The sequence below is a fragment of the Novosphingobium sp. BL-S-20 genome (genome assembly GCF_055521635.1).
Genome location: NZ_CM145494.1, coordinates 1,035,337 through 1,056,814, shown reverse-complemented (window position 1 = coordinate 1,056,814; position 21,478 = coordinate 1,035,337). Strand labels below are relative to the sequence as shown.

Here is a 21,478-nt window from a genome sequence, read left to right as displayed (position 1 = left end):
CACCATAATCAAAAATGGCGTAAATTGAGAAAACAAAGGTTTTTAATTTCATTATATAATAATATTGCAGAATTTCTTATGCAAGCATCGATTACCATCAATACTTGAAAGTAACGTCTGCAAGATAGCTCCGGCCATACTTCTCATAGCGCGCGATCTGGTCGGGATCATTGTTCCAGTAAAAGCGGGCCACCTGGTTGGTCAGATTGTTCGCCTGGAGGCGCACAGAAATGCTCTTGTTGATCGCGTAGGACACGCTCGCACCCAGCGTCGTCTCGGATTCGAGACGGGTCAGCTGTGAGGCATCCCAACCGTAGATCACGGTAAACGGACTGTGGTGCTTGAGCGCAACGCGGGCGTCGATGCCGTGGCCCGAGTACCAGAGGTCGAACTCGCCGGTGAACTTGGTGAGCCCCACCGCCGGGAACGGATTACTGGCGGGCGCCAGCTCCTTCATGTTCGAATCCACGTAGCTGGCGTTGGCGTAAAGGCCGAAGTTTTCGGTGCCCAGGAAGTAGAAGGGCATCTGGATCGTGCCTTCGACACCGGCGACATGGCCACCCTTGCCGTTGCCCGGTGAGGTAACGGTGTAGGTTTCGCCGCCGATTACCTGCTGCGTCTGGGTGTAGCCGACGTTGCTCGACACATCCTTGTAGTAGGCGGCGACGGCGATCATCGCATCCTTATGGAAGTACCACTCAAGGCTGAGGTCGCCCTGTGTCGCCATCAGCGGCTTCAGGTAAGGATTCCCGCCCGACGCGGTGTTTGTCGGCGGATAGTTGCTGAGCGCGAGGCTGGCGCGCAGTTCGTCCAGCGGCGGACGCGAGATGACGCGGGCAGCGCCGGCGCGCAGCTTGAGCGTGTCGGTCAGTTCGAAGTTGAGGTTGAGGCTCGGCAGCGCACGGAAGTACCTGCTGTTGTCATTGACCGGCGAATATTCGGTCACGTTCTGCGTGCCATCCCAGTAGGTGCGGCCCGAGAAGGCATTCGAATGGGTCGTGACGCTGACGAAGCGCACGCCGAGGTTACCGGTGAAGAAGGACCTCGCGAAGTCCGACATCAGGTAGCCTTCGAAGTTGTCTTCCTTGACGCGCCAGTACTTAGACTTGTCCTGCACCGGCGTGCCGATGGTGAGGTATTCGGCGGCCAGCGTCTTGTAGTTGCCCCAGACGAGCGTGGGTACGTCGAAGCCGTGGACGTCGAAGGCGGTGAGGTAAGAGGAATCGATCGTGCCGCTACCCGAGACCGACGCGCTGTAGGCATCGTAGCTCTTCACGCGGTTCGAATAGCGCAGGCCCGCGCCGAAGCCGGTGAAGAAGCCGCTGTCGAGATGGCGGTAGAAATCGACCTGGCCGGCGCCAAGGTCGTCCTTGAGGCGCTGCGGGCCGTCATACTGACCGCCCGAGACGACCTGGTTCGAAAGGTCGGCGGTGTCCGAGCTGACCGAGACGCTGGGCACCTGATTGCGGCCAGTGGCGAAAGTCGTGCTTTCGGGCCACATATCGACGTAGAGCGCGCCCCATGAGTTGTCGCGGCGCGCACGCGAGTACGAGGCGTCGAACTTCACGGTCCAGTCGCCATCGTCGTACTTGGCGTTGAGGCCGGTGACGAAAAGGTTCTTGTCCTCGGTGTACTTGGCGATCGCATTGGTGACCGACGAGTAGTTGTTCAGCGTGGCACCGGTGATCGTGTTGCCCGAGAGGGTGTAGTTGCCGTCCTGATAGATATCGCCGGGGGCACCGATGGTGCCGCCCCAGTCGCCCCAGCCGTTCGAGCGGCCGTACCACTGCTGCGCCTGCCGCTCGTCGATCTTCACCTTCGAGTAAAGGAGATCGAGGTTGATGTCCCAATCGGTGGTGGGCTTCCACTGGATGGCGCCGCTGGTAGACCAGCGGGTTTCCTTGAGTGCCTTGATCTCGGCCTGCGCCCCCCAGGGGGCGTTGACCGGATCGCCGTTCAGCGTGGGCGCAGAGGCGCCGTTGACGTCGTAGGTGTTGTAGCCCCAGCCCTGGAACGAGTTGTAGCCGTTCTTCTGGCGCTGGAAGGTGCCGCCGACGACGACCGCGAGGTTGTCGGTCAGGTGGCCGACGTACTGGGCGCTGCCGCGCGAACCCCAGCCCGAATAGCCAGGAATGTCCTTGCCGCCGTCGTTGTAGAGCGCGCCGGCGCGCACGGTCAGGGCTGGCCCCTGATAGTCGAGCGGGCGCACGGTGCGGATGTCGATGGTGGCCGCGACGCCGCCCGAGATGATATCGGCAGCCTGCGACTTGTAGACGGTCACGCCCGAGACGATTTCGGACGGGTAGATTTCCCAGCGGACGTTGCGGTCGGGCTCTGACGAGGCGACTTCGCGGCCGTTGATGAGGCCGAGCACGAGCCGCGGGCCGAGGCCGCGAACGGCCGCCTGGCTGGCGTTGCCGCGGTCGCGCGTGGCGGTGACGCCCGGCAGACGGGCAAGCGAATCCGCGATGGTGACGTCGGGCAGCGCGCCGATGTCCTTCGCGCTGATCTGCTCGGTGACGACGGTCTGTGCGCGCTTGGCGTTGAGCGCGTCGCGCAGCGAGGCACGCAGGCCGGTGACGACGATGGCGTCGTTTTCGGTCGCGCTCTGATTGGCTGCGGCGGTGTCGGTTGATTGTGCGCCGGTAGTTTGTGCCAATGCCGGCTGCGAAGGCGCCTGCACGCCAAGTGCGATGGCGAGCGCGCTCGACGCACGGAATGCGGTGCGAAGTTTCAGGTCCACGTATCCCTCCCAACAAGCAGATGTCTTATTTATCCGATAAATATATTTGTCGGACATAAGAGTCAATGCGAAGCGGATGCGGATAGGGCCGCCCTCGCCCGGGAATCGGCAGGCAGCAGATGCTTTCTTTTCATGGCGAGCGGGCGGATCGAAAACGTAGAGGGCCCGCGATGATTTCATGCGAAACGGTCGGAGCTGGCTAAACGCGCACTCCGACCGTTTCGCATTCAGATTACTGCGTGACCTTGGTGTAGGTCTTCGACAGGAAGTCCATCGCCGGCAGCACTTCGTGGCGCTTGAGGTCGAACCAGGCGGCGTTTTCCCAGTTCGATCCGGTGCCCCAGCGCGTCTTGCACTGGGTGGAGACCCAGTCCGGCGCCCAATAGACGACACCGTTGCCGCCCGCATTCACCACCGTCTGGGTCAGGTCCTCAAGGTACTTGAGCTGGCCCTGCGGCCTCCCCGGATAGCCGGGGATCAGCGAATCCGTGCCCAGCAGGTTGGTGGAGGCATCGGCGCTTTCCTCGGTGAAGGGATAGGCCGTCTCCACCACCATGACATCGGCTCCGTAGCGCTGGTGCGCGGCCGAGATCACCTTGGCGAGGCCCGACAGGTTGTAGGTCGACCACTTCGAATAATAGCTGATGCCGATGATGTCGTAATCGAGCACGCCCGCCGCCGTCGCCTCGTCGAACCAGGGCAGCACGTTTTCGGGCTGGGCGATGTGGAGCATGACCTTGATCGGCTTGCCGGTGGCCTTCGATGCCTCGCGCACGGCAGCGACGCCCGCGTTCAGCAGGCTGGCATTGCGCTTCCAGTCGATCGCCTTGCCTTTGACGCCGCCCATGACTTCGGGGTTGGTCTCGTTGCCGACCTGCACCAGTTCAGGCAGTTCACCCGCCGCGTTGAGCCTGGCCAGCACATCGCGCGTATAGTCATGCACGGCGGCGACTTGCTGCTCGGTGGTCATGCCCGCCCAGGCCTTGGGGACGATCTGCTTGTCGCCATCGGCCCAGTCGTCCGAATAGTGAAAGTCCAGCAGCACTTCGAGGCCCGCCGCATGGGCGCGGCGAATGGTCTTCAGCACATCGTCGTAATTCGAATAGTGCGTCCAGTCCGGGTTGTTCCAGATGCGCACGCGCATGATGTTGCCGCCCTTCTGCTTCATCAGCACGAAGGGATCGACCGGCTTGCCCTTCTGGCGGAAGACCGCGCCACAGTCCTCCATCTCATTGGCGAACGACAAGTCGGCACCGAGGTAGAGCTTGTCGGCGGCATGAGCCTGCGCGGCGGACAGCAGGGTGGCGGCGGCGAGAAACGCGCGAAACACTTTCATGGAATGCGGATCTTTCAGGAATGGAAGCTGAGGTCGAGGGCAGCGCTGGCAAGCCCCGCGCCCGAGACGGTGACGCGCACCGAGCCGCTCTGGCCGGTGCCCTGCACGATCGCCTGCGCCAACCCGTTAAACGCCTTGCGCGACGAGCCCTTGTCCGGCTCGGTCGAAGTGGGATTGCCGTTGCCGAGGCCGATGATCTTGCCCGGTCCGGAGACTGCGAATGTCAGCGCATTTTCGGCGGTGGGCACCACGTTGCCTGCCTTGTCGAGCACTTCCACGCGCAGCATCGCCGCATCGGCAATCGCGGCGGTGTAGCGCTTGCGGTCGGCCGTGACGCGCAGCTTGGCCGGAGCGCCTGCTGTCACCCGCGTGTCCTGCGCGGCGAGCTTGCCGCCGTTGTAGCCGCGCGCCTCCAACTTGCCGGGGGCGTAACGCACCTGCCATTCGAGGTGGCCGTTACGCGGCATGGGCTTGCGGTCAAGGCTCTTGCCGTTGAGGAACAGCTCGATCTCCTCGCAATTGCCATGCGCCCAGACCGGGATCGGCTGGCCTTCCCGGCCCGCCCAGTTCCAGTGCGGCAGCAGGTGGACCAGCGGCTGATCGGGACGCCACCATGCGCGGTAATAGTAGTAGTTATCCTTGGCAAAGCCGCAGATGTCCATGGCACCGAAGTAGCTGGAAACGCTGGGAAACGCCGGATAGGGCGTGGGCTCGCCGCGATAGTCGAAGCCGGTCCAGATGAAGCCACCCGCGATGTAGGGCGCATTGGCGACGATGGTCCACCACTCCTCGGCGGTCGAAGCCCACCAGGGGTGTTCGGTGTCGTAAGCTTTCACGATATGGCGCGCGGCATCGTTCTCATAAGCGCCGCGGGTGGAGACGGTGCTGCCCGTTTCGGTGCCGATCACCGGCTTGTTCGGGTGGCGTTCGTGCCAGGCCGGGATCTTGTCGGTGCGGTAGTTGAAGCCGACGACATCCACCGCTTCGGCAGCACCGCCGTCCCAGCCCTGATCCATCGCCTGCGTGGTGAGGCGCGTGGGATCGAGCGCCTTGCAGCGCGCCACCAGTTCGGCAGAAATCCGGCGGCCGCGCTCGCTGCCCTGATGGCCTTCCTCGTTACCCACCGACCACAGGATCACCGAAGGGTGGTTGCGCGAGGAGAGGATCATCCGCTCCAGCTCGTCCATCGCTTCCGGATTGGTGGTGTTGAGCCGCGTTTCCGCGATCATCATCATGCCCTTGCGGTCGCAGATATCGAGCAGTGCCTGCGCGGCCGGATTGTGCGCGCTGCGCCAGGAATTGACGCCCATCTCGATCGAGCGATCGACGCGCCATTCGTGCAGCGCATCGGGGATCGCGGAGCCGACACCGGCGTGGTCCTGATGGTTGCACACACCCATCAGCTTCACGTTCTGGCCGTTGATGGTGAAGCCCTTCACCGCATCGAACGTTACGGTGCGAATGCCGAACGGCGTCTCGTAACGGTCCACCAGCGTATCGCCGCGCAGCACTTCGGTGACCAGCGTGTAAAGCACCGGGCTCGCGGGCGACCACAGCTGCGGGGTACGGATATGCACGCCCTGCTCGATCTCGGTCTTGCCGAGCGGTTCAAGGTCCACCTGCTGATCCGCCGAACGCGCGGCCTGACGGCCCTCGGTGTCGTGGATCGACTGGCGCAGCGTAACCGACAGCTTGCCTTCGGACCGGTTGGCCAGCGTCGTCGCCAGAGAAACCTTGGCGCCTTCCGCGTCGATCTCGCTGCGCACGCAGGTGCCCCACTGCGGCACGTGGGCGGCATCGGCGCTGACGAGGTGGACATTGCGGTAGATGCCCGCGCCTTCGTAGAACCACCCCTCGCCCAGCGAGGCATCGACGCGCAGGGCGAGCTGGTTCGCCCCGCCCTCGTAGTCGAGGAAATCGGCGATATCGACCTTGAACGGCGCATAGCCGCTCTCGCTGCCGCCCGCCTCGAAGCCGTTGACGAAGACCTTGCAGGCGCGGAACACGCCGTCGAATTCAAGCCAGACCGCGCGGCCCTTATCGGCGGCACTCACCGGCAGGCGCAGGCGATACCAGCCCACGCTGTTTTCCGGGAAAGCGCGGCCGATGGCCTTGAAACCATGCGCGGCAACGGCATCGGCCTTGTCCTCAGGCGCGGGCGTTGCGGGCGGCGCGTAAGGCAGGTCCACTGCCCAGTCGTGCGGCACCGAAACTTCCGACCAGGCGCTTTCGTCGAAATCGGCCACGGCCGCCGGCGAGGTGACAAGGCCGGGCTTGGCATAAGTGCGCTGGTTGATACCCCAGTCGAAATCCTTCGCCATGTCCGCCGCATGACCCATGTGGAAACGCCAGCCCCGGTCGAGCAGCACCGAACGGCGAGGGTTGACCGCAGAGGCAGAGACAGCGGCAGCCGCTTCCGTGCGCGCCAGAGCCACTTGCGGCAGCGTTGTCGCGGCCAGACCGGCTGCGCCAAGCGCGATTGCCTTGCGCCGGTCGGTGGTCAGTATCTGGAGCCGAACAATTTGGGGGGTGTCGGTCATGTCTTTCAGGGGCTCTCTTGCGTGTCGCTGTGGCAGCTTGTTCTCGGCACAGTGGGGAGCCTGTCCGATCGCCGCGCGACCGGACCCTGCAGTTCAGGCTCCCAACTCTTGTTGTATTTGTATGATATATATGTTCAGAAGGGTCAACCACCCTGCCTGACTGTCATCCCGCCCTTGCGTTATGTTCGATGGCGTTCAGGGCATCGACAATGATCCGCTCCATCCGCGCCCGCGCCGCCTGCGGGTCACGCGCCAGAATGGCCCGCATCACCCCCTCGTGTGCACCGAGATCGGCGCTCCGCCCGACGATCCCGTTGGTGTAACGGATCGAGGTTTTGAGCGCAGTGGACACGACATCGCGGAACTGCCCGAAGAAAGGATTGCCCGAAGCCTTGAGAATGGCGACGTGGAAAGCCACGTCCGCCTCCAACTCATCGTCCTCCCCGGCCTCGGCCGCCTGCATGCGCGCGAAGCCCGCCTCGATCAGTTCGCACCCCTCGTCCCCCGCCTCTTGCGCGGCAAGCGCTGCAGCGGCGGGTTCGATGGCGACACGCAATTGGCTGAACTGCTTGAGGAGGTCGATTGAAAAGCGCCGCTCCAGCATCCAGCGCAGCACATCGGTATCGAACAGGTTCCACTGGCTAACCGGCAGAATCGAGGTACCCTGCCGAGGCCGCGCGGTGACGAGGCCCTTCGCGCTCAACATCTTCACTGCCTCGCGCGTGACCGAACGGCTTACCCCATTTTGCTGCGAAAGCTCGAGTTCGGTAGGAAAGGAGCGCCCCGTCCACGTACCTCCGACAATCTGAGAACCCAGGCGATCCAGTAGCCCATAAGTAAGATTTCGCCCCAGGGTGTCGCGGTTTTCCTGCGGGTCTATCGACATCACGGTCCGGGCATCCTCATAAAAATATCTCTTTAATCATATAAAAGTCAGCCGCCTCGAGTTTGGCAAGTATAAACTCGAAAACTGTGTTCCTCATACCCAGGGATGGCCGAGTTCCGGTTAATGGGCCGCAGACATCGAAGGCAGCCCCCTAAAAGGCATCGCTGTAATCAGCACCTCCCTGCCGACGGCTCAATTCTCGCGTAACCGCGGAACGACTGGAAAATTGATGATGTTATCGCGAGTTTCCACTTTCTTCCCGGCAACTCGCAAATTCACCGGACGTGCTCCACCACGCGAACAAGTGGCCTGAACTTTAGAAGTGCGATTTCGTTCAGCACCGGAAGCGTTCGCATCATCGTTTTGCGGCCGCTCGCAACCCTCGACATAATCGCCCCAATCCTGAAGCATCCGTGCTCTCTGAGCGAGATGCTGTGCGCTGTTGTAAGCAGCCCGAACGGTATCATCCTCTGCGTGAGCCAGAGCCAACTCGATCCAATCCGATCGATAGTTCTGGGATTCGTTTGCCCACGTCGATGCCAACGCCCGAAAGCCGTGGATGGTCTGTCGGCTCCGATAGCCCATTCGATAGCAGCCGTAGAGCATGGTGTTCTCCGACATCTCTGCTCCCTGTCGATCTCCTGGAAAAATGAACCCTCCGGGCGTCGCCTTCGTAGTGCCCCTTCGCCGCTTCAGAATCACAACAGCCTGGGCCGATAACGGGACGAGGTGCTCGCGCTTCTTCTTCATGCGCTCCGCCGGCACTCTCCATACGGGCTGCCGGCCATCCAGATCCTCGATCTCGCGCCAGACCGCACCGCGCACTTCACCAGTGCGAGCCCAAGTGAGCAACGTGAACATCATGGCGTCCCTGGTTCGATCACGCCGCCGGCTTCCATCTTCACCGTCGTACCCAGCGATGGCGCGAACCAGATCCGGAACTTCCTGTAGCGGCACGCGCGCCATGTGCTTCACGCGCGGACGGGGCTTCAGGGCGCCAAGTAGGTGTACAGTTGGATTCTCCCGCGCCCACCCTTTCACGATCGCAAACCTATATACTTGGCTTACGCATTGGTTGGCGCGCCGGCTGATATCGAGAGCCCCCCTCGCCTCGATCTTTCTGATCATGTCCAGAATCTCGGGAACGGTTATCTCAGTGAGAGGACGGTGACCGATCGCAGGAAAGACATCCCTTTCCATCCGGCTGATTACCCGCTGGGCGTGGGCGGCATTCAATCCGCCAGCGCGATTGGCGTGCCAATCGCGTGCTACCTTTTCGAACGTACGCTCTGCTGCCTGCTGTTCTTCCGCCTGCACCACACCCGGGTCTCGCCCCTCGGCAAGGCAGGCTCTGGCCTCGTCGCGCTTGGTCCGCGCAGCCGCGAGCGGAACGTCGGGATATTTCCCGAAGCTCAGCAGCTTTTCCTTGCCGCCGAATCGGTACTTCATCCGCCACAGCTTCGAGCCGTTCGGCTGGACGAATAGGTGCAATCCACCGCCGTCCGTCAGCTTGTATGCGCGGCTCCGGATCGCCGCGTATTTAACTTCAAGTTCCTTGAGAGCCATCTGGGGGTATCGCCTGTTTGGGGTGCAGGCAAAAAATACCCCCAATTCCACCCCCAATTCAAATCGACGTGGGCGGTCTTGCATGGACGAGAGTGGACGCCAGCGGAGCGCCGCGAACGCCATAAATGTTTGATTTTATTTTGAAAAAAGATAACCAAAGACGTCTACGGACAAAGCTGGACTGTCTCGGAAAATGGGAAATGGTAGCGGAGGAGGGACTCGAACCCCCGACACGCGGATTATGATTCCGCTGCTCTAACCAGCTGAGCTACTCCGCCAAACCAAGGCCGCCGCGTGGGTGGCTCGATCCGGTGCCGGGCATCGCTGCCGGGCAGGTGGCGTCCTCTAGGGGCAAGGTCGGGATCGGTCAACACCCAAAAATGCATTTCAGCCGCGAAAAGACAAAAGGCGGAGCGGGCGCCATATTCCCGCCTCCCAGGCGTAGAGACCGAAGCCCCGGAAACGGAAGCCACGCGGGGTCAGGGCCGGGCCGAGTTCAGCCTGGAGCGCGCGGGCGGCGGCAGGTGGCACCTTGTTCTGAACGGTGATGTGAAGCCGCAGCGGTCGACTATCCTGATCTGTCAACAATCCGTGCATGCGCTCGGCGATCACGGCGTGGAGGTCCACCATCTCCGGCGATTCGACCGAAAGCGCCGTACCGTTGCCCAGTTTCATCAGTCCGTCGATTCGCGCCCGCGGCGGGGCGGCACGGGCGAGATCGGCCAGGACGTCCACGAGCTCGCCTTCCACCGCAGGCGGCAGCGCGTGGAACAGGGTGACATGGGCGCGCAGGCGATTGCGCTCCGGCGGGTAATGCGCCCGGCGCAGGCCATCCGCCCAGCCAAGTACGTCGGGCGGCAGTTCGGCGGTGACAAGAAGCGGCGCGCCGGGCTTGCGCTCGGGTGCGAGAATTTCGCCTTCACGGTTCATGTGCCTGCTCCTTTGGCCCCTGCTCCTTTAGACCACTGCCCTCGCCCGAGCGGTCAATTGCCAGAACTGCGCCGCTCCGGCAAAGTGCTTGAAAAACCGTCCTGTGCGAAAGGAGCGGGCATGCGTAAGTTCTGGATCATCGCCGTTCTCATCCTGCTGTGGAACCTACTCGGCGACGCGGCTTACCTGATGCAGGCCAGCGCCGATATCGACGAGATCGCCGCGCGCGACCCGGTGCAGGCGCAAGCCTTTCGGGAGATGCCGGGATGGGCCTGGGGCGCCTATGCCGTGGCAGTGACCAGCGGCACACTCGGCGCGATCCTTTTGCTGCTGAGGCGCGGCTGGGCTTGGGCGCTGTTCGCGCTGTCTTTCGTGGCCGTGGTAATCCAGTTCGGCTGGAGCTTCCTCGGCTTCGACATGCTCGGCACGAAAGGACCTTCTTCGGCGCTGTTCCCGCTCGTGATCGCGGGGATCGCGCTTGCCTCGACGGTCTATGCGCGGCGCAAGCGGGCGGACGGGACGCTCAGGTAAGCGAGCGCCCCGTCTCTCTTCAGATTTCGCCGCGCGCGCGGCGGATCGCGAACCACTTCTTCACATTGGCGTTGTGCTGCGCCAGCGTGTCCGCGAAAGCGTGGCCGCCGGTGCCGTCCGCGACCATGTAGAGCGCGTCGGTCTTGGCCGGGTTGAGCACGGCAGCGATCGATTCGCGCCCCGGATTGGTGATCGGATGCTTGGGCAGGCCGACCATCGTGTAAGTGTTGTAATCGTTGACCGCCCGGATTTCCGACTGGAGAATGCGGCGGCCCAGCGGCTTGCCCTTGGTGATCGGATAGATGATCGTCGGGTCGGCCTGGAGCAGCATGCCCTGCTTGAGGCGGTTCGAGTAAAGCCCGGCCACCATGCGCCGTTCGGAGGGCTTGCCGGTTTCCTTCTCGACGATCGAGGCGAGGATCAGCGCCTGTTCCGGCGTCTTGACGACGAGGTTCGGCGCGCGCTTCTCCCACAAGTCCTTGAGCGTCGCGGTCATCGCTGCCTGCATCCGGCGCAGCACCGCCGCGCGCGGTTCGCCGTTCTCGAAGGCGTAGCTGTCTGGCATGACACTGCCCTCTCCCGGCATCGCGACATCGCCGCTGAGCTGGTCCTGCGCCTTGAGGCGCTCGTAGACCATGATCGAGGGCATGCCTTCCGGCACGGTGACGAAGCGGCGGATTACCTCGTCGCTGGAAAGGATCGCCAGCACGCGCGAGGGGCTGGCATGGGCGGGGATGGCAAATTCGCCCGCCTTGATCGCACTGCCGCCGCCGAAGACGCGGGCGCGCAGGGCGAAGCCGCTGGCCGAGCGGATCACGCCCTTCTCCTCCAGCCGCTCCGCAACGGTGGCGAGACTCGCACCGTTGGGAACGATGAAGTGCTGGTCCTTCGTCAGCGGGCCGGAACCGTACCAACCGCCCACGAAGGACCACAAGGCGATCACCGCCGCCAGGCCGATGGCCGCGACGAGTATCCATTTGCGCCGCGACATCATCGCCCGATATCCTCTCAGGTCAGTCGATCTTGCGCATCACCAGGCTGGCATTGGTGCCGCCGAAGCCGAACGAGTTGTTCAGCACCGCGCGCACTTCACGCTTCTTGGCGACGTGCGGCACGAGGTCGACGCCCTCGCAGCCCTCGTCCGGGTTGTCGAGGTTAAGGGTCGGCGGAACGATCTGGTCGCGCATCGCCAGGATGCAGAAGATCGATTCGACCGCACCGGCGCCGCCGAGCAGGTGGCCGATGGCCGACTTGGTCGAGCTCATCGAAACCGTGCCGAGGGCATCGCCGAACAGGCGGCGCACGGCGCCGAGTTCGATGGTGTCGGCCATTGTCGAGGTGCCGTGGGCGTTGATGTAGTCGATGTCGGCAGGGGTCATCCCGGCCTTCTTCAGCGCCATCGCCATCGAGCGATAGGCGCCGTCGCCGTCCGGATGCGGGGCGGTGACGTGGTAGGCATCGCCCGAGAGGCCGTAGCCGATCACTTCGCAGTAGATCTTCGCGCCGCGCGCCTTGGCGTGTTCGTACTCTTCGAGCACGAGGACGCCCGCGCCCTCGCCCATGACGAAGCCGTCGCGGTCCTTGTCATAGGGACGACTGGCCTGTTCGGGGCGATCGTTGAAGCTGGTGTTGAGCGCGCGGGCCTGCGCGAAACCGGCAATACCGATCGGGCAGATGGTCGATTCGGCGCCGCCCGCCAGCATGATGTCGGCATCGCCGTCCTTGATCATGCGCGCGGCGTCGCCGATCGAGTGGGCGCCGGTCGAGCAGGCGGTGACGACCGCGTGGTTCGGACCCTTGAGGCCGTACTTGATCGAGACCTGGCCCGAGATCAGGTTGATGAGGCGGCCATGGACGAAGTGCGGCGAGACGCGGCCCGGCCCCTTCTGGTCCAGCACCAGCGATTCGCTCTCGATGCCCGGCAGACCGCCGATGCCCGAACCGATCGAGCAACCGGCCATGAGCTTGTCTTCCTCGCTCATGTCGGTGAGGCCCGCATCTTCGAGGGCCTGGCCCGCGGCATCAATGCCGAAGACGATGAAGGGATCGACCTGGCGCTGGATCTTGTGATCGACACGCTTGCCGGCATCGAAGCCATATTCGTGGTCGGCCGGCTTCACTTCGCAGGCGATCGTGCACTTCTGGTCCGAGACGTCGAACTTGGTGATCGGGCCTGCCCCGCTCTTGCTGGCAAGGATGTTGGCCCAGGTGGTCTCGACGTCAGCACCCAGGGGGGTGACAAGACCAAGTCCGGTGACGACAACACGACGCATTCATGCTCTCCGAAAAAGCAATTTGGCCGAAAATGCGAACGGCACGAACCGAGACGCAGAAACGGCAACAGGCCCGCCCCCTTAGAGGTCGAGCCTGTCGAGTTCAATCCGGTTATGAACCGGGATCACAGCCGCCCGCGATCCGGCACGGGGCCGGAAGTCGCGAGAAAGGCCGAAAAGCCGGGCTCAGCCCTTGTTCTCTTCGATGTACTTGATCGCATCCGAGACGGTGCTGATCTTTTCGGCAGCGTCGTCAGGGATTTCGACGCCGAATTCTTCTTCGAACGCCATGACCAGCTCGACGATGTCGAGCGAGTCAGCGCCCAGATCGTCGATGAAGCTTGCTTCTTCCGTCACCTTGTCGGCTTCGACGCCCAGGTGTTCGACGACGATCTTCTTAACCCGATCGGCGGTATCGCTCATTGTAAACCCCTTCAAAAATTCGCGAGGTGTGGAATCTCGCCTGCCGCCCTAAAGACTGGGCGGCGCGCTGGCAAGCCTCGCACACGAGATAGGATCGCGACGCCGAAGCGCCATGTCCCGATTTACCCCCGCCCCGGCCATGTTTCCGGAATATTTCCGGACGATGCCCGAGGCTGGCGTGAGAAGACAGTCCCGGCGGAATAGCGGTTCCACCGGAGACTGCAACGATGTTTTAAGCCTTTTGGGGCTCCACCACCCGCATGTGCAGTTCGCGCAGCTGCTTGGCCTCGGCCTGGCTCGGCGCGCCCATCAGCAGGTCTTCGGCGCGCTGGTTCATCGGGAACAGCGTGATTTCGCGCAAGTTCTGCGCGCCGCAGAGCAGCATGACAATGCGGTCGACACCGGCCGCCATGCCGCCATGCGGCGGGGCGCCGTACTGGAAGGCGCGGTAAAGGCCGCCGAAGCGATCTTCCACGTCCTGCTGGGTCAGGCCGGTCATCTCGAAGGCCTTGACCATCAGTTCCGGCGACTGGTTGCGGATCGAACCCGAGGCGATTTCGTAGCCGTTGCAGACGAGGTCGTACTGGAACGCCTTGATCGTCAGCGGATCCTGCCCTTCCAGCGCTTCCATGCCGCCCTGCGGCATCGAGAACGGGTTGTGCGCGAAGTCGACCTTCTTGTTGTCCTCGTCCCACTCGTAGAACGGGAAGTCGACGATCCAGCACAGCTCGAAGCGGTCCCTGTCGATCAGGTCGAGCTGTTCGCCGGTGCGGATACGGGCGAGACCGGCCAGCTTCGCAGCCTGCTCTTCCTTGCCCGCGGCGAAGAACACGCCGTCGTTCGGACCGAGACCCAGCGCCTCGATCAGCGCGGCGGTCTTTTCCTCGCCGTGGTTCTTGGCGATCGGGCCGCCGGGGACGCCGTCCTTGATGTTGATGTAGCCGAGGCCGGAGTAGCCCTCGCCGCGTGCCCAGACGTTCATGTCGTCGAAGAACTTGCGGCTGCCCGCGCCTGCACCCGGAGCCGGGATCGCGCGGATCGTGCCGCCGTTCGCGACGATGCCCGCGAAGATGCCGAAGCCCGATTCGACGAAGTGCTCCGTCACGTCCTTGATGATGAGCGGGTTGCGCAAGTCCGGCTTGTCCGAACCGTAGTCCAGCATCGCCTGAGCGTGCGGGATGCGGCGGAACTCACCGGCAGGCGTCACCGGCTTGCCTTCGGCGAAGTCGGCGAAGACGCTCTGGAGCACCGGCTCCATCGTTTCCCAGATTTCTTCCTGCGTCACGAAGCTCATTTCGAGATCGAGCTGGTAGAATTCGCCCGGCAGACGGTCTGCACGCGGGTCCTCGTCGCGGAAGCAGGGGGCGATCTGGAAGTAGCGGTCGAAACCGGCGACCATCAGCAGCTGCTTGTACTGCTGCGGGGCCTGCGGCAGCGCATAGAACTTGCCGGGGTGGATGCGGCTCGGCACCAGGAAGTCGCGCGCACCTTCGGGCGAGGAGGCGGTGAGGATCGGCGTCGAATATTCGGTGAAGCCGATGCCTTCCATCTTGCGGCGCATGTCCGAGATGATCTTCGTGCGCTTGACGATGTTGGCGTGCAGCGTGTCGCGGCGCAGGTCGAGGAAGCGATAGCGCAGACGGATATCCTCGGGATATTCCTGCTCACCGGCCACCGGCATCGGCAGTTCCTCGGCGCGGCTGATGACCGTGGCGGAACGGGCGTAGACCTCGATCGCGCCGGTGGCGAGGTTGGCGTTCACCGTGGATTCGGTGCGGGCCTTCACCGTGCCCTCGATCGTGACGACCGATTCGACGCGCAGCGAATCGAGCAGTTCCAGCGCGGCGCTGTCGGTATCGGCGACGACCTGGGTCATGCCGTAATGGTCGCGCAGGTCGACGAAGAGCACGCCGCCGTGATCGCGCTTGCGATGCACCCAGCCCGAGAGGCGGACGGTCTGGCCGACCTCGGCAGCGGTCAGGGCGCCGCAGGTGTGGGAGCGATAGGGATGAGTCATGGCAGGCTCGCGCTTCTTCTGATCGGAATGAGGTTGCAAGCCGTGCCCCCTAGTCGAGTGGCGCGGCGATTTCCAGTTTCGAATCGGACATCGGCCTACGCCTGCGTCGATAACCCGAAATAAACCATTGCGGGCTTATGCCCTGCGGCAAAACGGGTTTCGCCAATGGATCACATGGACAACGCGCAGATTTCTGAAGTGGCCGAGGATGCCGCTCGGGCCGCCGACGCAGGTCCCGAAGCCTGGCACCTGCCACCGCCGGGACTCCACATGACCGGGACCCAGTTGCGCCGCCGCCTGGTGACACCGGAAAGCATCGCCGAACTGGAAAACGAGGTCGCCCCAAGCCTCCTGAACCGGGTGTTTGGCGGCCTGCTGCGCAAAAAATAGGCAAATTCGGCATTTGTCGGAGAATATGACGGTCCGGAAACATTGATCCCCCGCCCGGTTCGCGTTACCGCGACGGTCGAAATGAAAATCCACCCGCTGATAACGAAGACCGAAGACCTCGCCGCGCTGTGCGAACGCCTTGCGAAATCCGATTTCGTGGCGGTCGACACCGAATTCATGCGCGAGAACACCTATTGGCCCGAACTCTGCCTCGTGCAGATCGCCAATACCGAGGAAGCGGCCGCCATCGACCCTCTCGCACAGGGGCTCGACATGACGCCCCTGCTCGACCTGCTCACCGCCAACGAGGAGGTCCTCAAGGTCTTCCACGCGGGCGGTCAGGACGTGGAGATCATCTTCAACCTCACCGGCCGCACCCCGCACCCGATCTTCGACACCCAGATCGCGATGATGGCGATCAGCCAGTCCGAGCAGATCGGCTATTCGAACCTCGTCGAATCGTGGATGGGCCTGACCATCGACAAGGGCGCCCGCTTCACCGACTGGTCGCGCCGTCCGCTGACCGAGCGGCAGATCGAATATGCCATCGGCGACGTTACCCACCTCTCCAAGATCTTCCCCAAGATGCTCAAGCGCCTGATCAAGACCGGGCGCGGCGAATGGCTCGATCAGGAGATGGAAAAGCTCGCCGATCCCGAGCATTACCGCAACGATCCCGCCCAGGCCTGGAAGCGGATCAAGGCGGCGGGCCGCAACCCGGCCATGCTCGGCCGCCTCAAGGCCATCGCCGAGTGGCGCGAACTGGAAGCCCAGGGCAAGAACATCCCGCGCGGCCGCATCGCCCGCGACGAAACGCTGGCCGACATCGCCAGCCACCCGCCCAAGCAGCAGGCCGACCTCGCCAAGGTCCGCGGCCTCTCGCAGGGCTGGAAGGACAACGACATCGGCAAGCGCCTGATGAACACCATCGCCAAGGCCGAGCCGCTGACCGACGACGAACTCCCGCCCCGCACGCCCAAGGGCGCGCCGCTGGGTAAGGAAGGCTCGCTGGTCGCCGACCTGCTCAAGCTGCTGCTCAAGATCCGCGCCCGCGAGATCGACGTCGCCGCCCGCCTGCTTGCCCGCAGCGAGGACCTCGAACTTCTGGCCGCCGGCGTGCGCAAGAAGCTGCCGATCCTCGAAGGCTGGCGCTTTGAAGTCTTCGGCCGCGACGCCCTTGCCCTCGTCGAAGGCAAGCTCGCCTTCGCGGTAGAGAACGGCAAGCTCAAGATGACCCGCGTCGAGGAAGACGCTGCGACCGAAGATACGACAACGCCGGACGAGGCCCTGGGGGACGAGTGACCGTCTACCAGCCCACGCTCAAGCAGCTCCAGTACCTCGTCGCCCTGCACGAACACGGGCATTTCGGCCGCGCCGCCGATGCCTGCTTCGTGTCGCAGTCCACGCTTTCGGCAGGCCTGCGCGATCTGGAAGCGCTGCTCGGCGTGACGCTGGTCGAGCGCACCAAGCGCGCGGTGCGCTTCACGCCGCTGGGCAATGCGGTCGTCGCCAAGGCCCACCGCATCCTGCGCGAGACCGAGGAACTCTCAGACCTCGTGCAGTCCAGCGGCAAGCCGCTCTCCGGCGAAGTGCGGATGAGCGTGATCCCGACGATCGCGCCGTTCCTGCTGCCCCGGATGCTCCCCCGCCTGCGCCGCGAGCGTCCGAACCTCAAGCTGTTCCTGCGCGAGGAGCCGAGCCAGGCCGCGATCGAATCGCTGCACCACGGCCGCGCCGACTGCGTGCTGCTCGCCCTGCCCTACGCCACCGGCGAAGTGGACAAGGAAACGATCGAACTCGACGCCTTCTTCGTCGCCTTCCCCAACGACGATCCGCGCAATCCGCCCGCCGAAGTCGGCCCGGAAGTGATCGACGAACACCGCCTCCTCCTGCTGGAAGACGGCCACTGCCTGAAGGACCACGCGCTGGCGGCCTGCAACCGCCCGGAACTGCGCGCCTCGGCAACGATGATCGGCACCTCGCTGCATACCCTGGTGCAGATGGTCGACAACGGGCTGGGCCTGACGATGCTGCCGGAAATGGCGATCGACGCGGGTATCCTCAACGGCACCAATGTCGTCGCGCGGCCGCTGCTCTCACCCAATGCCAATCGCGAGATCGCTCTGGTCTGGCGGAAGAATTCGCCCCGTGCGGACGAGTTTCGTCTGCTCGCGGATGAGCTTCGGGCTGGGTAGTTTTTAGGAAAAGTAGAAGCGGGGGAGCATAGCCCCCCCTGCACCCCCAATACCGTCTAGGTCACGCGGGCCAACGCCGTTGCGCGCCCACGGCTGCGTCGGGAGACTTAATGGCTGCGCCGCAAGGAGCGCACTACAGATAGGTGGCGCGCAACGAGGACATTCCGAGGGTCTGGGGGATCATCCCCCAGGACTTCCCCTTCACTTCTTTACCCGCAGCACCTGCAAACCCAGCCCGAGCGCCGCGATCCCCGTCCCCAGCGCCGTAACCCCAGTCCAGCCCCAGTTGTGCCACGCGAGAGTCGCCGCGCCCGAGCTGGCAGCCCCGGCCAGAAACATCGTGCCCATATAGACCGTGTTGATTCGCGAGCGCGCTTCGGGGCGCAGGGCGTAGATGATGCTCTGGTTGGAAATCTGGCTCGCCTGGATCGCGAAATCGAGCAGCAGCACGCCCACGATCAGTCCGGCGATCGAGGTCCAGAACCCGAAGACCAGCCACGACACCAGCGTCATTGCGCTGGCGGCGACGATCACCGGGTGTGGGCCGCGGCGGTCGGCGATGCGCCCGGCGATCGGCGCCGCCAGCACGCCTGCCGCGCCGAGCACGCCGAACAGGCCCGCCACTTGCGAACCGAGGCCGAAGCGCGGCTCCTGCAAGTGCAGCGCCAGGATCGTCCAGAACACGCTGAACACGCCGAACTGGGTGCACTGGGTGAACGTGGCGAGGCGCAGCGCGGGAAACTCGCGCCAGAGGTCGCGCAGGGAAGCGAGCAGGCCGAGATAGCCGAGGCCCCCGCGATGGGGATGGCTGCGCGGAAGCTGCCAGGCCAGGAGGCCCGCCGTCATCAGCGCCAGCGGCACCGCCAGCCAGAACATCGCGCGCCAGCCGAAGGCACCGCCGACGAAGCCCGCCAGCGTGCGACTGAGCAGGATGCCGCAGAGCAGTCCCGCCATGACCGTGCCGACGACGGCGCCGCGCCGGTCCTCCGGCGCGAGATTCGCCGCGAGCGGGATGATCTGCTGCGCGACCGAGGCAAGCAGTCCGACGAGCAGCGAGGCGGCGAGCACCGTGACGCCGGTCGGGGCCAGGGCCACCAGAGCCAGCGCCAGCGAAAGCGCGATGCACTGCGTCACGATCAGCCGCCTGCGCTCCAGCAGGTCGCCCAGCGGCACCAGCAGCACGAGGCCTGCCGCATAGCCGAGCTGCGTCGCGGTGGGCACGTAAGTGATCGCCGTGCCCGAAATCTCGCGTTCCATCAGGCCGAGCATGGGCTGGCCGTAATAGATGTTGGCGACCGTCAGCCCGGCCGAGGCCGCCAGCGCGAAGACAAGGGCACGGCCGAAGGCACGCTCGCGAGACGGCTGCGGCCCATCGACATGGCTCTGAAGTGGGGCGGTGGAAGCGGGACGGGGCGCGGTGATGGGACTTTCCTTGCTGATGATGCCCCCATGGGCCGCCCTCTGCCGAGCAAGGACGATTGTACCAAACGCAACGAGATCAAGCCCGCGCGCAATTTTCGCAATTCGTCAATCTAAGGGGCGGGCGAAAGGGCGGGCTGGCCCTCAGTCCATGTGCTTGAGGCCGACCCGCAGATAGTCCCAGCCCGTGATCAGCGTCAGGGCGGCAGCGGCCCAGAGCGTCGTCAGGCCCACCGTATGGGGCACGTTGACCTCGATCGCGCCGAGGTCGAGATTCCACCACGGCATCGCCGCGCCCAGCACAAGAGCGCCGAGCGAAATCATCTGGAAGGTCGTCTTCCACTTGGCGAGGCGGCTTACCGGCACCGAGACCTGCAGGCCGCCGAGAAATTCGCGCAGGCCCGAGACCGCGATCTCGCGCACGAGAATGATCAGCCCGGCGATGACATGCATGTCGCCAACGTAAGGCCCGGTGAGGATGCCCTGCGCCGTCAGCACCAGAATCACCGTCGCGACCATGATCTTGTCGGCGATCGGATCGAGGAACACGCCGAGTTTCGACACCGTGCCGCTCGACCGCGCAAGATAGCCGTCGAAATAGTCGGTAACGCCCATCAGGCAGTAGAGACCGAAGGCCAGGCCGTAGCCGAACTCCCATCGCGGCCACCAGAGCAGGAAGGCCAGCAGCGGCAGCGCCACGATGCGCGAGAGGGTGAGGATATTCGGCAAGGTCAGCATGTTCCTTTGCCCATAGCCGCGATTCTTCGATTCGAGAATTGGCTTGTGAATCGCGCTGTTCCCGTCCGCCTCCTGCCCCGCCCGTTCGGCAAAAAACGGCTTACGGGGCTTGTGCCCTCGCCTTACCGCATTAAGTGTCGCCCCCATGATGAAGCGAGGCCGCCGAATTTCTCCGACATGACAACGACGACCCAACTCATCCGGGCCAGGCGTTTCCTGCCCCTGTTCGTCACCCAGTTGCTTGGCGCGTTCAACGACAACCTGTTCAAGAACGCCATGGTCCTGTTCGTGGTCTACGGCGTCTACAACTCGGAGGCTGCCGAGGCGCGATTCAGCGCGCTGGCTTCGGGCATCTTCGTGATTCCGTTCTTCCTGCTCTCGGCGCTGGCCGGGCAGATGGCGGACATGCGGGACAAATCGCGGATCATCCGCATCGTCAAGTTCTGCGAAATCGTCATCATGCTGGTGGGCGGCACCGGCCTCGCCCTCGCCTGGCAGGGCATCGCCCTTCATGCCGTGGCGATTCCGCTGATGCTGCTGGCGCTCTTCGCCATGGGCATCCACTCGACTTTCTTCGGCCCGATCAAGTACGCGATCCTGCCGCAGCACCTGAAGGACGGCGAAGTGCTTTCGGGCACCGGACTGGTCGAAGCAGGCACTTATATCGCGGTCCTGGCAGGCACGATCGTCGCAGGCTGGATCAGCGTGGATACCGCCGCCGCGATGGTCGTCGGGATCGCCGCCATCGGCTATCTGGTGGGCCGCCAGGTGCCCCCCGCCCCGCCGCTCGGCAAGCCGGAGCCGATCGACTACCACGTCATCCGCTCCTCGATAAACCTCGTGCGCACGACGATGCAGGACCGCCGGGTCTATCTCGCGATCTGCTCGATCAGCCTGTTCTGGGCGATCGGCACGGTGCTCTTCGTCCACTTCCCTCCGCTCGCCAAGAATATGCTCCACGCCAGCAAGGAAGTGGCCAGCCTGTTCCTGGTGATCTTCTCGGTCGGCGTCGCAATCGGCTCGGTGGCGATCAACGCGCTGCTCAAGGGCACGGTCTCGGCCCGCTGGTCGCCGCTTTCGGTGATCGGCATGGGGCTGTTCCTGTTGGCCTTCCAGGAAGTCTGCGCCTCGTGGCCCCCGCATGGCGGACCGGAAGCGTTGATGAACGTGGGAACCTTCGTGGTCCAGCCGCTGGCGATCCCGCTGCTGCTGACCCTGCTCGGCATCGCTGTCTGCGGCGGCATGTTCGTGGTGCCGCTCTACGCCTTCCTGACGACTTTCGTGGACAAGTCGCAGACCGCGCGCACCATCGCCGCCAACAATATCGTGAATTCCGGCGCCATGGTGGTCGGCGCGATGGCGACCGGGCTGATGTCGCTGCTGGGCCTGGCGGTCGTGACCCAGCTCATGGTGGTGGCGCTGTGCTGCGTCGCCTCGGCCTGGCTCGGCCTGCTGCTTTACCGCGCCGAGCGGGCCGCCAAGCGGCCCTGA

At 64.1% G+C, this 21,478-nt stretch carries 17 protein-coding genes and 1 tRNA gene; 5 read left to right on the top strand and 13 right to left on the bottom strand.

The genetic code is table 11. The features are described 5' to 3' along the window. Positions 1–97 precede the first annotated feature (97 nt). The 7 genes from ACZ1II_RS12970 to ACZ1II_RS12940 all read right to left on the bottom strand — a co-directional run bounded on the left by ACZ1II_RS12970 (position 98) and on the right by ACZ1II_RS12940 (position 10,001). Positions 98–2,743 (bottom strand): TonB-dependent receptor, encoded by a 2,646-nt coding sequence (locus tag ACZ1II_RS12970; RefSeq protein WP_465146803.1) that lies wholly within the window; start codon positions 2,741–2,743, stop codon positions 98–100. Positions 2,744–2,975: 232 nt separating this feature from the next. After that, positions 2,976–4,079 (bottom strand): glycoside hydrolase family 53 protein, encoded by a 1,104-nt coding sequence (locus tag ACZ1II_RS12965; protein WP_465146802.1) that lies wholly within the window; start codon positions 4,077–4,079, stop codon positions 2,976–2,978. Positions 4,080–4,093: 14 nt separating this feature from the next. Then, the gene (gene galA, locus ACZ1II_RS12960) at positions 4,094–6,619 is read right to left on the bottom strand and encodes a beta-galactosidase GalA (RefSeq protein WP_465146801.1); all 2,526 of its coding nucleotides are present in this window, start codon (positions 6,617–6,619) and stop codon (positions 4,094–4,096) included. A gap of 163 nt (positions 6,620–6,782) precedes the next feature. Further along, on the bottom strand, positions 6,783–7,505 hold the full coding sequence (locus tag ACZ1II_RS12955) for a FadR/GntR family transcriptional regulator (RefSeq protein WP_465147295.1): 723 nt from the start codon (positions 7,503–7,505) through the stop codon (positions 6,783–6,785). Between the two features lie 192 nt (positions 7,506–7,697). Next, positions 7,698–9,071 carry a tyrosine-type recombinase/integrase gene (locus ACZ1II_RS12950; protein ID WP_465146800.1) on the bottom strand — a complete coding sequence of 458 codons (1,374 nt, stop codon included), beginning with the start codon at positions 9,069–9,071 and terminating at the stop codon, positions 7,698–7,700. 201 nt (positions 9,072–9,272) lie between these two features. Next, a tRNA-Met gene (locus ACZ1II_RS12945) sits at positions 9,273–9,349 on the bottom strand. A 109-nt stretch (positions 9,350–9,458) separates the two neighbouring features. After that, on the bottom strand, positions 9,459–10,001 hold the full coding sequence (locus ACZ1II_RS12940) for a 2'-5' RNA ligase family protein (RefSeq protein ID WP_465146799.1): 543 nt from the start codon (positions 9,999–10,001) through the stop codon (positions 9,459–9,461). Positions 10,002–10,121: 120 nt separating this feature from the next. Here ACZ1II_RS12940 and ACZ1II_RS12935 point away from each other — a divergent pair, with 120 nt between their 5' ends. Beyond that, positions 10,122–10,532, top strand: a complete 411-nt coding sequence (locus ACZ1II_RS12935) for a sugar transporter (RefSeq protein WP_465146798.1) — start codon at positions 10,122–10,124, stop codon at positions 10,530–10,532. 19 nt (positions 10,533–10,551) lie between these two features. Here ACZ1II_RS12935 and mltG read toward each other — a convergent pair whose 3' ends face one another. From mltG to aspS, 4 genes are all read right to left on the bottom strand, one after another. Beyond that, positions 10,552–11,526, bottom strand: a complete 975-nt coding sequence (mltG, locus tag ACZ1II_RS12930; protein WP_465146797.1) for an endolytic transglycosylase MltG — start codon at positions 11,524–11,526, stop codon at positions 10,552–10,554. A gap of 19 nt (positions 11,527–11,545) precedes the next feature. Then, a complete protein-coding gene (fabF, locus tag ACZ1II_RS12925) occupies positions 11,546–12,805 on the bottom strand; it encodes a beta-ketoacyl-ACP synthase II (protein WP_147219376.1) in 1,260 nt (419 codons plus the stop codon). Positions 12,806–12,991: 186 nt separating this feature from the next. Beyond that, positions 12,992–13,228, bottom strand: a complete 237-nt coding sequence (locus ACZ1II_RS12920) for an acyl carrier protein (protein ID WP_007013838.1) — start codon at positions 13,226–13,228, stop codon at positions 12,992–12,994. A 232-nt stretch (positions 13,229–13,460) separates the two neighbouring features. Beyond that, positions 13,461–15,245 carry an aspartate--tRNA ligase gene (aspS, locus tag ACZ1II_RS12915; protein ID WP_465147294.1) on the bottom strand — a complete coding sequence of 595 codons (1,785 nt, stop codon included), beginning with the start codon at positions 15,243–15,245 and terminating at the stop codon, positions 13,461–13,463. Positions 15,246–15,419: 174 nt separating this feature from the next. Here aspS and ACZ1II_RS12910 point away from each other — a divergent pair, with 174 nt between their 5' ends. The 3 genes from ACZ1II_RS12910 to ACZ1II_RS12900 all read left to right on the top strand — a co-directional run bounded on the left by ACZ1II_RS12910 (position 15,420) and on the right by ACZ1II_RS12900 (position 17,830). After that, entirely contained in the window at positions 15,420–15,635 is a 216-nt protein-coding gene (locus ACZ1II_RS12910) for a hypothetical protein (protein ID WP_465146796.1), read from the top strand. An 81-nt stretch (positions 15,636–15,716) separates the two neighbouring features. Further along, complete coding sequence (gene rnd / locus ACZ1II_RS12905) at positions 15,717–16,937, top strand: ribonuclease D (protein WP_465146795.1); 1,221 nt, start codon at positions 15,717–15,719, stop codon at positions 16,935–16,937. Continuing rightward, positions 16,934–17,830: a hydrogen peroxide-inducible genes activator gene (locus tag ACZ1II_RS12900; RefSeq protein WP_465146794.1), complete on the top strand. Its 897-nt coding sequence runs from the start codon at positions 16,934–16,936 to the stop codon at positions 17,828–17,830. Before rnd ends, ACZ1II_RS12900 begins: the two co-directional genes overlap by 4 nt. 201 nt (positions 17,831–18,031) lie before the next feature. Here ACZ1II_RS12900 and ACZ1II_RS12895 read toward each other — a convergent pair whose 3' ends face one another. Both ACZ1II_RS12895 and pgsA read right to left on the bottom strand, forming a co-directional pair. Further along, on the bottom strand, positions 18,032–19,150 hold the full coding sequence (locus tag ACZ1II_RS12895; protein WP_465147293.1) for an MFS transporter: 1,119 nt from the start codon (positions 19,148–19,150) through the stop codon (positions 18,032–18,034). A 243-nt stretch (positions 19,151–19,393) separates the two neighbouring features. Next, positions 19,394–19,987: a CDP-diacylglycerol--glycerol-3-phosphate 3-phosphatidyltransferase gene (pgsA, locus tag ACZ1II_RS12890; protein WP_465146793.1), complete on the bottom strand. Its 594-nt coding sequence runs from the start codon at positions 19,985–19,987 to the stop codon at positions 19,394–19,396. Positions 19,988–20,164: 177 nt separating this feature from the next. Between pgsA and ACZ1II_RS12885 the strand changes: the two genes are divergently transcribed. After that, positions 20,165–21,478 (top strand): MFS transporter, encoded by a 1,314-nt coding sequence (locus tag ACZ1II_RS12885; protein ID WP_465146792.1) that lies wholly within the window; start codon positions 20,165–20,167, stop codon positions 21,476–21,478.

Bases quoted from the DNA above. Each gene is read 5' to 3' on its own strand.
- ACZ1II_RS12965 (WP_465146802.1), bottom strand. From the start codon at position 4,079: ATGAAAGTGTTTCGCGCGTTTCTCGCCGCCGCCACCCTGCTGTCCGCC.
- galA (WP_465146801.1), bottom strand. From the start codon at position 6,619: ATGACCGACACCCCCCAAATTGTTCGGCTCCAGATACTGACCACCGAC.
- ACZ1II_RS12955 (WP_465147295.1), bottom strand. From the start codon at position 7,505: ATGTCGATAGACCCGCAGGAAAACCGCGACACCCTGGGGCGAAATCTT.
- ACZ1II_RS12950 (WP_465146800.1), bottom strand. From the start codon at position 9,071: ATGGCTCTCAAGGAACTTGAAGTTAAATACGCGGCGATCCGGAGCCGC.
- ACZ1II_RS12940 (WP_465146799.1), bottom strand. From the start codon at position 10,001: ATGAACCGTGAAGGCGAAATTCTCGCACCCGAGCGCAAGCCCGGCGCG.
- ACZ1II_RS12935 (WP_465146798.1), top strand. From the start codon at position 10,122: ATGCGTAAGTTCTGGATCATCGCCGTTCTCATCCTGCTGTGGAACCTA.
- mltG (WP_465146797.1), bottom strand. From the start codon at position 11,526: ATGATGTCGCGGCGCAAATGGATACTCGTCGCGGCCATCGGCCTGGCG.
- fabF (WP_147219376.1), bottom strand. From the start codon at position 12,805: ATGCGTCGTGTTGTCGTCACCGGACTTGGTCTTGTCACCCCCCTGGGT.
- ACZ1II_RS12920 (WP_007013838.1), bottom strand. From the start codon at position 13,228: ATGAGCGATACCGCCGATCGGGTTAAGAAGATCGTCGTCGAACACCTG.
- aspS (WP_465147294.1), bottom strand. From the start codon at position 15,245: ATGACTCATCCCTATCGCTCCCACACCTGCGGCGCCCTGACCGCTGCC.
- ACZ1II_RS12910 (WP_465146796.1), top strand. From the start codon at position 15,420: ATGGACAACGCGCAGATTTCTGAAGTGGCCGAGGATGCCGCTCGGGCC.
- rnd (WP_465146795.1), top strand. From the start codon at position 15,717: ATGAAAATCCACCCGCTGATAACGAAGACCGAAGACCTCGCCGCGCTG.
- pgsA (WP_465146793.1), bottom strand. From the start codon at position 19,987: ATGCTGACCTTGCCGAATATCCTCACCCTCTCGCGCATCGTGGCGCTG.
- ACZ1II_RS12885 (WP_465146792.1), top strand. From the start codon at position 20,165: ATGACAACGACGACCCAACTCATCCGGGCCAGGCGTTTCCTGCCCCTG.